The following is a 13,678-nucleotide window of genomic DNA, read 5'->3' as shown; positions in this document are numbered from 1 at the left end:
GATGAAGCCGGAACGCCTGGTCGAGATATTTCTTCAATGCTGGTCAATTAAGAGCAGCACCAGATACCTTGAAGGTAACCCGGCACGCGGGCAATGTTCGGTGACGGCCTTGGTTATCCACAAATATTTTGGTGGTGAGATTCTCAAAACCAAAACCACAGAAGGTCCTCATTTTTATAACCGTATCAACGGTCGACGCTATGATATAACAGCAAGCCAGTTCGACAATCCGGTGACATACAGCGATCATGAATCAACACGGGATGAAACAATGAAGGATACCAGTCCGGACCAGTATCATTGTCTGGAAAAAGCCTTTCTCCACACCATCCGGAAAGAGGATCACAAAAATGAGTAAAAGCTTTTGCATCCCTCCTTTCCTATGATAGTATTCAGGGAATATATTTTATAAAGAACCTCATTTTATTACACTAATCCGACCAGCTGTCATCATGTTCACACCTTCACCCGACTATGTTCAGCACTTCGCCAACAGGGATTTTCTCCTGCTCGGTGATTCACTGATCGCCGACAACGACTGGCAACCCCGGATGCCGCAATTCACGTTACACAACCTCGGAGTTCCCGGGGCCAACACACGTGACCTTCTCATGTCCTTACCAGGACTAAAGCACCAGTTTTCCCAAGCTGGTATTATCATGGTCATGACCGGCATAAACGATCTCGCTGTCGGCAATTACCGTTTTACTGAGAATCTGAAAAAAATTGTGGTCACCCTCTCCCACGAGTATCCTTCTGCTGAATTACTCGTAAACAGCCTGCTGCCCATCCAGGTTCCACATTTAGGGCTGAGTGCCATCCCGCTGATCAACGATACCATTGCCGGCATCTGCCGTTTAACCGGCAGTTGTTATGTGGATATTTTCAGCAGGTTTCAACAGGCTGAAGGCGAATTGTTCCAAAATGACGGTATCCACCTCTCCACCAAGGGATATGAACTCTGGGCGCGGACAGTTCTCGAGCATATTGCCTTTCTTGTCGAAGATGATTAACCTGTGGGCGGTTTCACGTCTGCTTTTTTTATGAACATTTTGTCAAAACCACGCAAAACGTCGCTTAATCAGTCATATAGCATTTAGCCAACCTGACGATTTGTTCAAGAAAAAGTGGGGCGCACTGCTCAAATAAACAGGAGATATCATGCTTAAAAAACCACTCTTTCAACTTGCAGTTACTACTTTTTTTACTCTCTCCGCTGTCTCTATGGCCCAAGCCGGCTCTATAACCGGAACTGTGCTTGAAACAATGAACAGTGGCGGATACACTTATATACTTGTCGACAGCACTACCGCAAAACAGTGGGTTGCAATTCCCGAAACCACGATTGACACGGGAGCCCGCGTCACCTACCTCGAGGGTATGAAGATGCAGAATTTCCATTCCAAATCCCTTGATCGCACCTTCCCCACTATCATCTTCTCGGAAGGATTGAGTGACAAACCCGCCAAGGCAGCCCCTCAACAGGCAGCAGCCAGCAAAGACAACTCCTTTGCAGCAGCCGTCGCCCAGGAACAACAAACCGCTTCACTACCTCAACAACAACCCATGCTGGAACAGTCAACCGCCGGCAGCGCCGGGGCAATTGTACCATTCACCGACCTTACGGTAGATAAAGCCTCAGGTGACAACAGCTATACAGTCGAAGAAATTTTCTCAAAAGCAAAGGATCTTAACGGTAAAAAGGTTCGGATTCGCGGTCAGGTCGTCAAATTCAGCCCGAATATCATGGGCAAGAACTGGATTCATATCCAGGACGGCACCGGCAACCCTATGAAAAACAGCCATGATCTGGTAGTAACATCTGCAGATACCGTTGAAGACGGCAACATTATAATCGTCAGCGGCATTCTCGCCGCCGACAAGGATTTCGGCGCCGGGTATAAATACGAAGTTATTGTAGAAAACGCTGCCGTCGAACGCTAGGAGACGAAATGCACACCCTTGTCGTCGGTCCGGGAGCTCTCGGATCCCTGTTGATATCCCAACTCGGCAGAACAGATACCGAAAACAACCGGTATACCCTTATTGATCATAACAGCGAACGGGCTGCCGAACTGACTGCCAGAGGAATTCACTATTCCTTTCATGATGAGGAGGCTGTTATAACGGTAGAGGCTTCTTCAAACCCGAAACAGGTCGACCGGGCCGATGTCATCATTCTGTGCGTTAAATCCTATGATATTGAGGACTGCCTGAAATTCTGCGGCCCACTGCTCACCGAAAAAACCCTGCTTATATTTATGCAGAACGGCATTGCCCACCTGGATGTACAGCACCTTACCGGCAAAGCCGCCGCAGCCTATGGTACGACAACAGAGGGGGCAAACCTTTTAGGGCCAGGCAAAGTGAAACACGCCGGAAAAGGATTGACTCAGCTCGGTTTTTTACAGGAATCATCTCCGCAAGCGGCTCAGGCACTTGAAAAGGTTGCACAATTATTTAATCAGGCAGGATTGGCCACCAAGATACGCGACGACATCCTCTCCCGCTTGTGGACCAAGCTGCTTGTCAACACCGGTATCAACGGACTCACCGCGACACTTGACTGCACCAATGGTGAACTCCTGACCCTGCCGGGTGTGCAGGACAGAATGACGATCCTGGTCCACGAGGCTATGGCCGTCGCCCGCGCCTCCGCAATACCGGTGCCGGAAGATGCCCTTGAGATCACTAAAGGGGTCTGTGCCAAAACCCATGCAAATATATCGTCAATGCTTCAGGACGTGCGCGCCGGAAGGCGGACTGAAATCGAAGCAATAAACGGTGCTGTTATCAAGACGGCAAAGAAATTCAACATTGCAACACCTCAAAACATACGGCTGGTTGAAGAGGTCAGGAAAATCGAACAGACATTTGTTTCGTCGTAAGCAGAATATGACTTTTCATCAACAGATACGTCCGCACGAGATAGGTTTTGATCTCGATGGTGTCATAGCTGATACCGCCGCCGCATTTATCCGAATCGCCTGCGAACAGTACAACTATTGTTCCTTTTCCCTGGAAGACATCACCTCCTTTGAGCTGGAAGGCTGTATCGACATGCCCGTTGATCTGGTCGATTCTATTTTCAAGGGCATCATTGCCGACTCACTGGCCGCCGGCCTGCAACCTATGCAGGGTGCCATGGATGTTCTCACCGACCTGTCAGAACACCACCCGATAACAATCATCACAGCCCGACATCTCAGGCAGCCGGTAGTTGATTGGCTGGCCAAATATTTCCCCCGTGATGTCAGCCGCCATTTCAACCTTATCGCCACCAGTGACCATGACGATAAGCTGAGGTACATACAGGACCGGAAGCTCAAATATTTCGTCGACGACCGGGCCGAAACCTGCAAGATGCTCGCAGATGGTAATATCACCGCACTGGTCTACTCCCACCCATGGAACCGCAACGGCCACGGCCTGCCGGTTGTTAACAACTGGCAGGAAATAAGGGAACTGCTGCTCCTTGATAAATTATAAGCGCATCCACAACTTACAATGAAATGCCCCCATTGCAATAAGACGGTCCAGGTTTACAGAAACCCGACACCTACGGTCGACATCATCATCGAAGTGAACGACAAAATAGTGCTGATAGAAAGAAGCAACCCGCCGTATGGCTGGGCTTTGCCAGGAGGGTTTGTCGATTACGGCGAATCATATGAAACTGCAGCGGTACGCGAAGCAGAAGAAGAAACGGGGATGAAGGTGCGCAACCTGCGACAGTTCCACACCTATTCGGATCCTGATCGAGACGAAAGACAACACACGGCCTCAACAGTTTTCATCGGCCAGGCTGAGGGTGAGCCGGTCGGGGGAGACGATGCCGCCCGGGCACAGCTCTTCACCGAGGAAACACTCCCCAAGCTTGCCTTCGACCATGATCGCATCCTGGCAGATTATTACCAGGCTAAGCAAGAGTCTTAAGAAGGTAAAACGTTACAAGGCCCGAACCCACGGACCCATACAGCATCAGTCAGGGAATACAATCACTGCCGAATTTTCGGGAGATCAGGAAGAAGGTCCCGATCCCCACCAATCCGGATATCAACACAAAAAGAATATCCGTCATATTTTATTCATCCCTTAGATTTTCACCCGCACACCGGTCTTTTTCCTCAAACGTATCGACTTTGGTGTCACCTCTACCAATTCATCATCATTGATGTAGGCGATACACTCTTCCAGCGACATAACTGTGGGTGGGGTCAGGACCACCGCCTCATCCGAACCGGAGGCACGCATATTTGTTAGTTTCTTCCCTTTTGCAGGATTGACAACCATATCAACAGCACGGGCATTCTCGCCGACTATCTGCCCCATATACAGCGGCTCCCCGGCTCCGATGAACAGCTTACCTCGATCCTGCAGGTTGAAAAGGGCGTAAGCCACAGAGGTACACGGCTCCTTTACCACCAGCACACCGTTCACCCTGTTGACAATATCTCCTGCATGTGGACCATACTCAGCAAACACATAACTCATCATGCCAAGTCCCTTGGTATCGGTCATAAACTCGGAGCGGTAACCGAGAAGCCCACGGGTCGGAATCTTGAAAACCATCCGCACCATGCCGTTTTCGGTACCCATCTCTTCCAAGGTACCTTTCAGTTTGCCCAGTTTCTCAATAACCGGCCCCTGATACTGTTCATCTACATCTACAGTAAGCTCTTCATACGGTTCCTGCAACTTACCATCCACCTCTTTCATGATAACCTGGGGACGGGTGACCTGGAACTCGTACTGCTCTCGGCGCATTTTCTCAATAAGGATAGAGAGATGCAGCTCTCCCCTTCCGGAAACCTTAAAACCGACAGCATCGGTGAGTGGTTCGTATTGCAGGGCCACATCCGCCAGGATCTCGCGCTTCAGTCGTTCCTCAATATGACGCGAGGTTACAAACTTGCCCTCCTTGCCGGAAAACGGGGAGTCGTTCGGAATGAAATTCATGGAGATAGTGGGCGGGTCAATGGTAATGAGCGGCAGCGGCTTGGGATCATCCGCATCGGTAAAGGTCACGCCGACAGTTACATCCTCCATACCGGCAATGGCCACGATCTCGCCTACATTTGCCACATCCACGGCGACCTTCTCATCGCGCTCAAAGCGGAAAATTTTGGAGATACGGATAGGCTTCACCGAACCGTCCCGTCTGGCGACAGCAATGGGCTGGTTAATCGCCATCGCACCATTTACCACCTTACCGATGCCAAGACGACCGAGATATGGTGAGTAATCGATAGTACCAACTTGCATCTGCAACGGTGCGGCCGGGTCACCGACAGGTGCCGGGGTATGATCGATGATCATTTGCGAGATATGATCCATATTCGACTCATCGGTGATAGGATCATCTGCATTCATAAGACTTATACCCTGCTTGGCAGAGGCGAAAACAACAGGAAAATCGAGAACATCATCCGGAGCATTTAGCTTAACAAATAGATCAAACACCTGATCCACCACCCAGTCGCACCGTGCAGCCGGTTTGTCGATCTTGTTTATTACCACGATGACCGGCAGGTTGTTTTCCAATGCCTTCTTGAGCACAAAATAGGTCTGCGGCATCGGCCCTTCCTGGGCATCGACCAGCAACAGGGCACCGTCAGCCATACGCAAGACACGTTCCACCTGGCCACCAAAATCGGCATGACCGGGTGTGTCGATAATATTTATCCAGTGATCGCCATAGGTGTAGGAACCGTTTTTCGAGGTGATGGTAATGCCACGCTCCCTCTCAAGATCCATCGAGTCCATCAGCCTCTCGGAAACCTGCTGATTCTCACGGTACATACCGGAGGACTTGAAAAGCTGATCGACCAGGGTTGTTTTACCGTGATCGACGTGGGCAATAATTGCGACATTACGAATTTTACTCTGTTCCATTCTCTTCCTCGACAGACCGGAAACGATCTGATAGCCGGACGGACGCAACAGGTCACGACCGACAGTAATTTATTGGTTTCTGTCCGAAAACTGGCAGATATTCACCGACAGGGACATCACTTTAAGTGAAAAACTTCATATAATACCACAGACACAAAGATTGAGCAAACTATTCCGCTATAAAAGATCATCGTCCCGCCCGGATCATACTGACATTCCGTCTTTTTTACATATCGCTCAAGACCCTCTGGCGGATATTGGCAGATCTCTTCAGTGTATTGATTGAGTCATCCACATAATCATATACCTTTGGTCGTTTACCTTCTGCGGGTCGCATGATGCGCCCGATAACCTGAAGCAGTCTGCCTTCAAAGGTGATTGGCGTTGTCAGGAAAAGAGTGGAAAGTCCATGACAGTCAAACCCTTCAGAAATAAGTTGCAGGGTTGCCACAAGGACCTGCAGGTCACCCCGCTGTACGGCAGCGACAATCTCTGCCCTCTTCTCTGGCGGGATCTGCCCTGTCAGCAATTCAACCTTAATCCCTCGATCAGTCAGGAGTTTCAAAAATATTTCGCAATGTCCAACGCGGTCCGATACCACCAGAGAGGTTCCCGCCGTCCCGTCTGCTGCGACAGCAGCAATATCGGACACGATCTGCATGTTCCGTCCTTCATGCCTGGTCAGCGCCTTTATCAAGGCCTGGTAATCACCACGATACCCATAGCTAAATGACGTTTCCCTACGAATGAGCTCCGGCTTCAGGACGGCACCTGTCGCCTGCAGTTCTCCCTGGTCCACCTTGTGTATCCTGTCTCCCATAAAATAGTAGATCAGCCGGGTAAAACCGTCATCTTTCCTGAACGCGGTGGCCGACAAACCAAGCAGGTAATAGCAATCAAATCTGGAAACCACATCGGTAAATAAGGTAGCAGGAACCCGGTGACATTCATCAACCACCAGGTGTCCAAAATGCGGCACAAGTTCCTCCACCCTTTTACGAACGGTATTTACGATACCGACCGTGAAGGGCTTGACCTCAAAGTGACCGTCCCCGATCAATCCTGTTTCACAATCGAGAAATTCAGCTGCACGCTCCCGCCATTGATAGAGGAGCTCCTTGGTATGCACTACAACCAGCGTCGGCTGTCTTCGGGCAGCGATTGCGGCTAGCGCCATCACCGTTTTGCCACTGCCGGTGCCCGCCTCCAGCACCCCAAAAGAGCGCTTCACCGTCAGATCGAGAGCAACCCTCTGATAAGGCCGCAACTCTCCCTTGAATGGTATATCGAGTTCAGCAAGTTTACGCCGTTTATCTATTATTTCCGGATCACTGTCTGTAAACTCACGACATAGTAGCACCGCCTGGTTGGAAAACCCCCGAGGAAACCGCAGACCACCTACAACCGGCTCATAATATTTCAGGGTAGGCTTCAGCTTCTTACCAATCCACCGTCCGTATTTCTTTGCAGACAGGTACTGTGGATTATCTATGGTCAGCATCTTTTTCAACTCCTGCTCCAGATCGAGTTCTATTCCTTCCAACAGGCAATCTGCAGCAACTGTCATTTTCATTAGTCGGGCTCCCTGAGTGTTTTCCATCTGGCAATACTGCAATAATCAATACTCCCGGTACCTCTCGGCGCTACTCATCCAAACGTCTGGAAATCGGAGATATTCAAGAAACAGCTTCTAGACACAATATACTGATAATCCGTGATAAAAAGCAACATTACTCCACATTACCGATCACCTTTCAACAGGCCTGAAGTTCGGCCCGGAGAGCTTTTATGGCTTGCGCTTTACTGCGCCAATCGGTATTACTATCCCGTAATTTTTTCAGGTTCAGCAAAAGGATAATCACAATGAAACGGCTACTCTTCTTACTTCTGACTCTTGGTACATTTTTTACCACAAACTTGCAGGCAGGTGATCCGATCACCATGAGCCTTCCCCAGTCTGTAATCTCCGAGGCAATCGCCGCGACCCTGCCGCTCAAGGTTGATGCCACCTCAAAAACATTACAGGGATCCATCACCATCCTTGACATCAGCGAAATAAAGCTCACGGATGACCACCTTGCGTGCAGGCTGCACCTGGCAGGAAACCAGCTGCAGTTCCTGACCGAGGTGGCCGGTCACGAAATTCGCCTCAAGGTCGGTTCAGTCGAAATCGACTTCAAGGCCAACTCGGAAATGCGGTTTGATCCGAAACAACAAACCCTTTTTATCAAGCCGGTTATTGAAGAGGTTAAATCGAGTAAAGATGTCAGTGGTGGCGATATTGGTCATGCCCTTGTCTCCCTGCTGAACGCCAAGGAATTCCCGGTTAACATGCAGGATATCGACCCGATTATTGCCCGTACCGGTGCCAAGACCCTGACTATCAGCACTAAGATCGTAGATATACGTGCCAAAAAGGGGCGTCTCAAGCTCTACCTGGAGCCTAAAATCACTACCGACTGATCCCTGCTCAAACTATCCAGAAGCGCCATCATTTCTTTTCCGGGATGATGGCGTTTTTTTTTTGGGGACAACCAGCCTGCCACAGACAAACCCCTGATCACTATGCAATGGGAAATTTTTGCAACCTGAAAGGGAACTCATTGCACATCAGTGCGCTACCGTTGCCTGCTAACATCCTGAATTATTGTACTGCCCACACCCGGCACGGTAATTGCTACTCCAGGTTATTCGCAATTTTCAGAACAGCTGGAAACAAGCTGTACAACTTCAACAGGTGTGACATGAGTGATGCACATAAAAAATGCTGCCATTATCTGGGCACAGAGATCAGCCGCAAATGGTGGAGCCGATATAAGGAATCTCAATTCCTCCAATGCGGTATCGGGGATTTCTGGTTCGAAGATCATGCCTTGATGTTTCAGCGGTATAAAAAAGAAAAACCGATCGAGATCTGCTATGACGAGATCTTCCACATCCGCATTGGCAAGTGGCATTCACGACGCTGGGGAAGCGGAGCTCCGGTTGTAAAAATAGACTGGAATCATGGAGACATGGTGCTCAGCTCAGGTTTTATTTTCTCCAGGGACGGTCTTGAAACCGTCGGCATTCTCCAGAAACTGGAAGCTGCCTCAAAAAAACATCGTAAACCTGCGCTGGATTATATGCATGCGGAACCAGCCTGACCCGAATTTCTCATGAGTGCTGTATCGATTTGAGTACCAGAAAAATCCAGGCTCGGCACTTTTCTACCACATGAGATCATCAGGGACTTCGTAGTCAGCGTACGGGTCGTCTTCATCACCTTCGGTTTTCGGTTTCGACTCGGCAAGCTGCACGACAACTGCCGCATCTATCTGCTGAAGCTTCCGAATGACCTCTGCAGGGCAGATCTCATATTGATTGTTGAGACGAACAATACCCACCCGGCCCGCTTCAAGCTGGTCTATATACTCCTGATCAACAAACAGCCGAAAGATCTTCTTATTATCGACAAAACGGTAAGCGATGCCTTTATCGTTTTTGGGTAATCTGGTCGTCTCAATTATCTGCCGGATTGTACCATCCTGTTCCCGCTTTCTGAGCTTCTGCTCGCGTTCCAGGTTGAGTTGGCGGGCACGCTCCTTTTTCTTTGCCAGGGCCTGTTCCGCCAGGATTTTATTCTCGTCGACCGGGGGTTGCTTCTTCTTCCCACTCTTCTTCCGATTCTGGTGTTTGGACTTTTTCGTCTTATCCACCTGTTTTTTATCGACCAATCCCAGCTTTAACAGCTGATCCTGAAACGAACCGCCCATTGTCTCTCTCCCGGATTCCTACTGATTCTTCTTTTCAAGTACCACAATTAGTGAGATGCATTTACACATATTGTAACGGAACACTCACATCCTTAACAACCACTTCTTATCCCGATTGAGGAAAAAAAACACCTTCAGCTGACTGCTTCCAGCTGCCTGCCTTCTTCTACCAGGTCCGAGAAAAATCGGTCAATATCTCTACGCCCGACCGAGGTATTGGTAAGTAACAACCTCAAGGCCAGTATGTCTTTTATATAGGCGATCCCGACCAGACTTTTCCCCTTGTGATACAACCTGGTACGCAACTCCTCATTGAAGGTATTGGCATCCCCGAAATCTCCCGTGTAACGAAAGCAGATATTAAAAGACACCCTGGGACTCACCAGTTCCAGCTCAGGTATCTTTGCGACACACTGCTCTGCATACCGGCATAAATCAAGGTACGACTCCAACCGTTCTGCAAGGCCTTCCTGCCCGTAATATTTCCAGTCCAAAAACCATTTCAGGCTATCGACACGTCTCCCGCACTGAAGAGATACGGAGCCTAGATCACGAACATCGTTTTCAGCCGTATCCCGAAAAAGATAGCTACCATCCCCTCCGGCAAGAACATCCACAAACACCCGATTACTTTTGTTAACGAGTAGAAAGTTGCACATAAGCGAGGAGCCAAGCATTTTATGAAAATCACAGGTAAAGGAATCGGCCTGCTTCAGGCCCGGCACATACTTTTCTCGTAACCGCTCACTCATAATCACACCACCGCCCCAGGCACCGTCAACATGCAGCCAGAATCCGTACTTCTCTCGCAGGACCAGCAACGGCACAATAGCATCATATGCCCCGCGAACAGTAGTTCCCGCAGTTGCTGCCACAAAGAACGGAACCCCACCCTCCGAATGCACCCGGGCTATTGCCGATTCCAATGCCTCGTTCTCCATCTCGCCTCTATCATTAACCGCGACCTTGATCAGCCTGTCGGTCCCGATACCGAGGATGTTGGCCGCTTTGTCCATGGAGTAGTGTGCCTCCTCATTGACAAACCCATAAAGCGGCGACTGACCAAAAAGACCGGACAACTTTGTGCCTGCAGCAGCCCTGTTCCGGGCACACATCATGGCTATCATGTTGGCATTTGACGAACCGGTGGTCATCTGCCCTTCACCATCGTCAAACCCAACCAGTTGCAGCATCTGCCGGATCATGAAATTTTCCAGCACTGTGGATACCGGCGCTGACTCGTAGGTGCAGGCCGAGGTGTTGGACATCGCCACCACCATCTCTCCCAACATGGACGGTAGATTGGCTCCGGCCCACATGCGATTGACAAATGATGGCTGGGACGTTTTCACCCCATATCTGAGATATTGCTCTATCCAGGTAAAAACACTCTCCCAGTCTCCCCGGCAATCGTCTCTGTCCAACCTCAACAGATCGTATAGCTCGGAGGGTGACCGGTACTCAACAAAAGGACCTTCGCCACGGTCGTCATAGTATTTCCCGAGAACTGAAAAAAGCCTCTCAATTACCTCTTTATCCTTCATATATCCCCATCAATGGTGAATTCAATTTGATTTCAGGACACTTAATGCAGAATTCACCCTTTTTACAAGAAAAATTTGTCGCGGATATAGCTGAGGATATCTCAGGCCCAGATCAATACCCACCATCACCCCAAGGCCTGGAAACACAGAATTAATTATCGTATTGAAGATGTGGAGAATGCCCACCGGCAGAAATAAATAACGAAGATTTCATTGATTTTCTGGCAACAATCGTTCTATCGCCACTACCACTATGGACAGCGGCTGCCTTGTGCAGAGCCGCCAACGCGTGAATCGCACATTTTTCAACCTCCAGCCCGTTTTTGCCTAAACGGTTTATGATATCGGAGACGGTTATTTTCAACAACTCACTGCTGCTTTTTCCTATTGCCATGTTCGCCACACAAGAGCCGCATAACCGCACATCAGTTTCACCATCGGTCATATAGGTTGCTCTCTCCACCACCCCATGGTGGAATTTAAGATATATTTCCATTACATAACCACACTCATCGGCTATACATGACGCGGCATCAGCATCCACCATTCTCTCATTATACTGAGAACATCGTAAATGCTGAAATGCTTCGTCGGCGAACTTCTGGTCCGCATCATTAATTACCTGTTTTCTGATCCTGTCGATCAGAATCCCTATGTCATCCATTTAGCCCCCTCAAGTTAAATGTAAAAAAAATTATATCGCAACTTGAGGGCAGAATCCAAGGGAAACAGAAAAAAAATCAACTTCCCCCGGAGCATCCTTAAATATCTTTAGTTAAAGATAAATATTATTTATTATAAAAAAAAGACTGTGTTTTTTTAAAAAAACCACAGCCCCTGACGAACAGATTGCCTTATAACAGGTATTTACGATCCCTATTGTTTAGCAACTGATTGCACCATGTACTCATTTACAGCTTCATGAAGTGTCTCAATTGCCAAAAAAGCGCAATGGGCATCATCTTCAGGGAAGGTGCCAAGGGCCTCAAGCACATCCTGCCCTTCAAGTTCAAATACCGATTCAACTTTCTTCCCTATTGCCAGTTCCACTGCAAAAGAACCGCATAATCCACTTGAAGCACAGCCAGTGGTGACGAAAGCACCGTCCACGATGTGCCCATCCTTAATTCTGAGTGTCATCTCAATCGTGTCACCGCATCCTCCGGTCACTCGCGCAGTCCCGTCGGGATTTTCAAGTCGCCCATGAAACTTTGGGTTTCTCCAGCGATCGAAGCCTTTCGGGCCATAAGCATTTTTTGCTTCGGTAAATATTTTTTCCTGCAGGTTGTCGACGTAATCGTTAAATTCCTTTTCCGACATTGCCATTGTACTCTCACTCCATTCTTATCAATTTTCCGCTGCGGTGTGATTACCAGTGACCGTCCTTATTTGGTGCTTCACTATAGGCCAGATCCCCTGCCATCAGTGACTCGACCGCCTCTCTGACGGTCCCGGTTACATCCTGAACCACCTTGACGCCTCCCGCCTCCAAAGTTTTGAAAGCATTAGGTCCGCAATAACCCGTCATCAGGACTTCCGCTCCTTTCCTGCTGACGGCTGTTGCCGCCTGGATTCCGGCACCTTTGAATGCCTGGATATTTTTCTGGTTATCCAACGCCTCATACTTCATTGTTTCGGTATCAACGATCATAATGTACGGCGCCCTGCCAAAACGTGGATCAACCGGACCGTTGATGTCCTGCCCTGAGGCAGTTACTGCAACCTTCATATCTATTCTCCCAGCGTCCCGACTAGAAAATTCAGAGCCGGAGCGTTCTATATTCCATGATTATTCCATCAACTCAGACAGTGCCGTATTCGATATTCTGAAGGCACATCAGAAGCATATTGTATCTACGGCCAAACACTGCCGAAAGCGGCACTGGCTGAGCAGGCCTTTGATATAATGAGAATTTCGGGTTAATTCCCGCCACCACCGCAAACCTGATCATCTGAAATCATCGGCGTTTTGCCAGCGAGCATATCTTCAACCACCGGACCGATCTCAGGCTGTACCGCATCGTGATACACATCGATACCAACCTGTTTAAAGCCCATGAGCGGACGCATACCGATACCACCGACAACGAGCTTGTTGACATTATGGCTGGCCAGCAGTTGCACCGGCACCATACAGCCACCCTGTGCGTGGGGAGCATTTACAATAGTGGACACTTCTAATATCTGACCGTTTTCAACGTCAACCAACGTAAACACATCACAGTGACCAAAGTGTCCTGCACGCTTTCCTTCGAGTCCACCTTCACCTTCAGATGGAATTGCAATTCGTTCAGTTGTCATTTCTAAACCTCTTTTGATTTTATTATATGAGCGTAACAAGCCCGGTTAGGAGCGTATCGGGGAATTGCCATTTTGACTCTGATCGAGGCAATTGCAGAAAATTTAGCACAGCCATACAATTGATATTGCGAGCACAAATTTTCGGCAAATAACGAAGAGATGGGTCAAAAGGGCTTTCTCCGA

General features: G+C 49.0%; 16 protein-coding genes. 8 read left to right on the top strand and 8 right to left on the bottom strand.

The genetic code is table 11. From position 1 onward, the window contains the following. The first annotated feature begins 1 nt into the window (after nt 1). From GA520_RS01515 to GA520_RS01490, 6 genes are all read left to right on the top strand, one after another. On the top strand, nt 2–358 hold the full coding sequence (locus GA520_RS01515; protein WP_163337262.1) for a hypothetical protein: 357 nt from the start codon (nt 2–4) through the stop codon (nt 356–358). Nucleotides 359–452: 94 nt separating this feature from the next. Next, nucleotides 453–1,013, top strand: a complete 561-nt coding sequence (locus GA520_RS01510) for a GDSL-type esterase/lipase family protein (RefSeq protein WP_163337261.1) — start codon at nt 453–455, stop codon at nt 1,011–1,013. A gap of 148 nt (nt 1,014–1,161) precedes the next feature. Then, nucleotides 1,162–1,944: a DNA-binding protein gene (locus GA520_RS01505; RefSeq protein ID WP_163337260.1), complete on the top strand. Its 783-nt coding sequence runs from the start codon at nt 1,162–1,164 to the stop codon at nt 1,942–1,944. A gap of 8 nt (nt 1,945–1,952) precedes the next feature. After that, a complete protein-coding gene (locus GA520_RS01500) occupies nt 1,953–2,888 on the top strand; it encodes a ketopantoate reductase family protein (RefSeq protein WP_163337259.1) in 936 nt (311 codons plus the stop codon). A gap of 7 nt (nt 2,889–2,895) precedes the next feature. After that, the gene (locus GA520_RS01495; RefSeq protein WP_163337258.1) at nt 2,896–3,489 is read left to right on the top strand and encodes a hypothetical protein; all 594 of its coding nucleotides are present in this window, start codon (nt 2,896–2,898) and stop codon (nt 3,487–3,489) included. Nucleotides 3,490–3,507: 18 nt separating this feature from the next. Next, a complete protein-coding gene (locus GA520_RS01490) occupies nt 3,508–3,936 on the top strand; it encodes an NUDIX hydrolase (RefSeq protein WP_163337257.1) in 429 nt (142 codons plus the stop codon). A 159-nt stretch (nt 3,937–4,095) separates the two neighbouring features. Here GA520_RS01490 and typA read toward each other — a convergent pair whose 3' ends face one another. Then, the gene (gene typA / locus GA520_RS01485; protein WP_163337256.1) at nt 4,096–5,895 is read right to left on the bottom strand and encodes a translational GTPase TypA; all 1,800 of its coding nucleotides are present in this window, start codon (nt 5,893–5,895) and stop codon (nt 4,096–4,098) included. Nucleotides 5,896–6,121: 226 nt separating this feature from the next. Beyond that, nucleotides 6,122–7,468, bottom strand: a complete 1,347-nt coding sequence (locus tag GA520_RS01480) for a DEAD/DEAH box helicase (protein ID WP_240910101.1) — start codon at nt 7,466–7,468, stop codon at nt 6,122–6,124. A gap of 290 nt (nt 7,469–7,758) precedes the next feature. Between GA520_RS01480 and GA520_RS01475 the strand changes: the two genes are divergently transcribed. Continuing rightward, entirely contained in the window at nt 7,759–8,358 is a 600-nt protein-coding gene (locus GA520_RS01475; RefSeq protein ID WP_163337254.1) for a hypothetical protein, read from the top strand. A 281-nt stretch (nt 8,359–8,639) separates the two neighbouring features. After that, nucleotides 8,640–9,041: a hypothetical protein gene (locus GA520_RS01470; protein WP_163337253.1), complete on the top strand. Its 402-nt coding sequence runs from the start codon at nt 8,640–8,642 to the stop codon at nt 9,039–9,041. A gap of 63 nt (nt 9,042–9,104) precedes the next feature. Here GA520_RS01470 and GA520_RS01465 read toward each other — a convergent pair whose 3' ends face one another. From GA520_RS01465 to GA520_RS01440, 6 genes are all read right to left on the bottom strand, one after another. Further along, nucleotides 9,105–9,650 carry a DUF2058 domain-containing protein gene (locus GA520_RS01465; RefSeq protein ID WP_163337252.1) on the bottom strand — a complete coding sequence of 182 codons (546 nt, stop codon included), beginning with the start codon at nt 9,648–9,650 and terminating at the stop codon, nt 9,105–9,107. A 134-nt stretch (nt 9,651–9,784) separates the two neighbouring features. Continuing rightward, on the bottom strand, nt 9,785–11,194 hold the full coding sequence (locus tag GA520_RS01460; protein ID WP_163337251.1) for a pyridoxal-dependent decarboxylase: 1,410 nt from the start codon (nt 11,192–11,194) through the stop codon (nt 9,785–9,787). A gap of 151 nt (nt 11,195–11,345) precedes the next feature. After that, nucleotides 11,346–11,858, bottom strand: a complete 513-nt coding sequence (locus tag GA520_RS01455; protein WP_163337250.1) for an iron-sulfur cluster assembly scaffold protein — start codon at nt 11,856–11,858, stop codon at nt 11,346–11,348. A gap of 212 nt (nt 11,859–12,070) precedes the next feature. Then, a complete protein-coding gene (locus GA520_RS01450) occupies nt 12,071–12,520 on the bottom strand; it encodes an iron-sulfur cluster assembly scaffold protein (protein WP_240910100.1) in 450 nt (149 codons plus the stop codon). 43 nt (nt 12,521–12,563) lie between these two features. Next, the gene (locus tag GA520_RS01445; protein ID WP_163337249.1) at nt 12,564–12,923 is read right to left on the bottom strand and encodes a NifB/NifX family molybdenum-iron cluster-binding protein; all 360 of its coding nucleotides are present in this window, start codon (nt 12,921–12,923) and stop codon (nt 12,564–12,566) included. 191 nt (nt 12,924–13,114) lie between these two features. Beyond that, nucleotides 13,115–13,495: a NifB/NifX family molybdenum-iron cluster-binding protein gene (locus GA520_RS01440; RefSeq protein ID WP_163337248.1), complete on the bottom strand. Its 381-nt coding sequence runs from the start codon at nt 13,493–13,495 to the stop codon at nt 13,115–13,117. Nucleotides 13,496–13,678: the final 183 nt, after the last annotated feature.

Origin of the sequence: Desulfopila sp. IMCC35008 (assembly GCF_010646885.2) — a bacterium.
Taxonomy (GTDB): Bacteria; Desulfobacterota; Desulfobulbia; order Desulfobulbales; family Desulfocapsaceae; genus Desulfopila.
Note: the sequence above shows the minus strand (reverse complement) of the source record. Positions and strands in the feature narration are given on the sequence as shown.

Bases quoted from the DNA above. Each gene is read 5' to 3' on its own strand.
- GA520_RS01455 (WP_163337250.1), bottom strand. From the start codon at position 11,858: ATGGATGACATAGGGATTCTGATCGACAGGATCAGAAAACAGGTAATT.
- typA (WP_163337256.1), bottom strand. From the start codon at position 5,895: ATGGAACAGAGTAAAATTCGTAATGTCGCAATTATTGCCCACGTCGAT.
- GA520_RS01490 (WP_163337257.1), top strand. From the start codon at position 3,508: ATGAAATGCCCCCATTGCAATAAGACGGTCCAGGTTTACAGAAACCCG.
- GA520_RS01510 (WP_163337261.1), top strand. From the start codon at position 453: ATGTTCACACCTTCACCCGACTATGTTCAGCACTTCGCCAACAGGGAT.
- GA520_RS01480 (WP_240910101.1), bottom strand. From the start codon at position 7,468: ATGAAAATGACAGTTGCTGCAGATTGCCTGTTGGAAGGAATAGAACTC.
- GA520_RS01505 (WP_163337260.1), top strand. From the start codon at position 1,162: ATGCTTAAAAAACCACTCTTTCAACTTGCAGTTACTACTTTTTTTACT.
- GA520_RS01470 (WP_163337253.1), top strand. From the start codon at position 8,640: ATGAGTGATGCACATAAAAAATGCTGCCATTATCTGGGCACAGAGATC.
- GA520_RS01475 (WP_163337254.1), top strand. From the start codon at position 7,759: ATGAAACGGCTACTCTTCTTACTTCTGACTCTTGGTACATTTTTTACC.
- GA520_RS01500 (WP_163337259.1), top strand. From the start codon at position 1,953: ATGCACACCCTTGTCGTCGGTCCGGGAGCTCTCGGATCCCTGTTGATA.
- GA520_RS01450 (WP_240910100.1), bottom strand. From the start codon at position 12,520: ATGGCAATGTCGGAAAAGGAATTTAACGATTACGTCGACAACCTGCAG.
- GA520_RS01460 (WP_163337251.1), bottom strand. From the start codon at position 11,194: ATGAAGGATAAAGAGGTAATTGAGAGGCTTTTTTCAGTTCTCGGGAAA.
- GA520_RS01465 (WP_163337252.1), bottom strand. From the start codon at position 9,650: ATGGGCGGTTCGTTTCAGGATCAGCTGTTAAAGCTGGGATTGGTCGAT.
- GA520_RS01440 (WP_163337248.1), bottom strand. From the start codon at position 13,495: ATGACAACTGAACGAATTGCAATTCCATCTGAAGGTGAAGGTGGACTC.
- GA520_RS01495 (WP_163337258.1), top strand. From the start codon at position 2,896: ATGACTTTTCATCAACAGATACGTCCGCACGAGATAGGTTTTGATCTC.
- GA520_RS01445 (WP_163337249.1), bottom strand. From the start codon at position 12,923: ATGAAGGTTGCAGTAACTGCCTCAGGGCAGGACATCAACGGTCCGGTT.
- GA520_RS01515 (WP_163337262.1), top strand. From the start codon at position 2: ATGAAGCCGGAACGCCTGGTCGAGATATTTCTTCAATGCTGGTCAATT.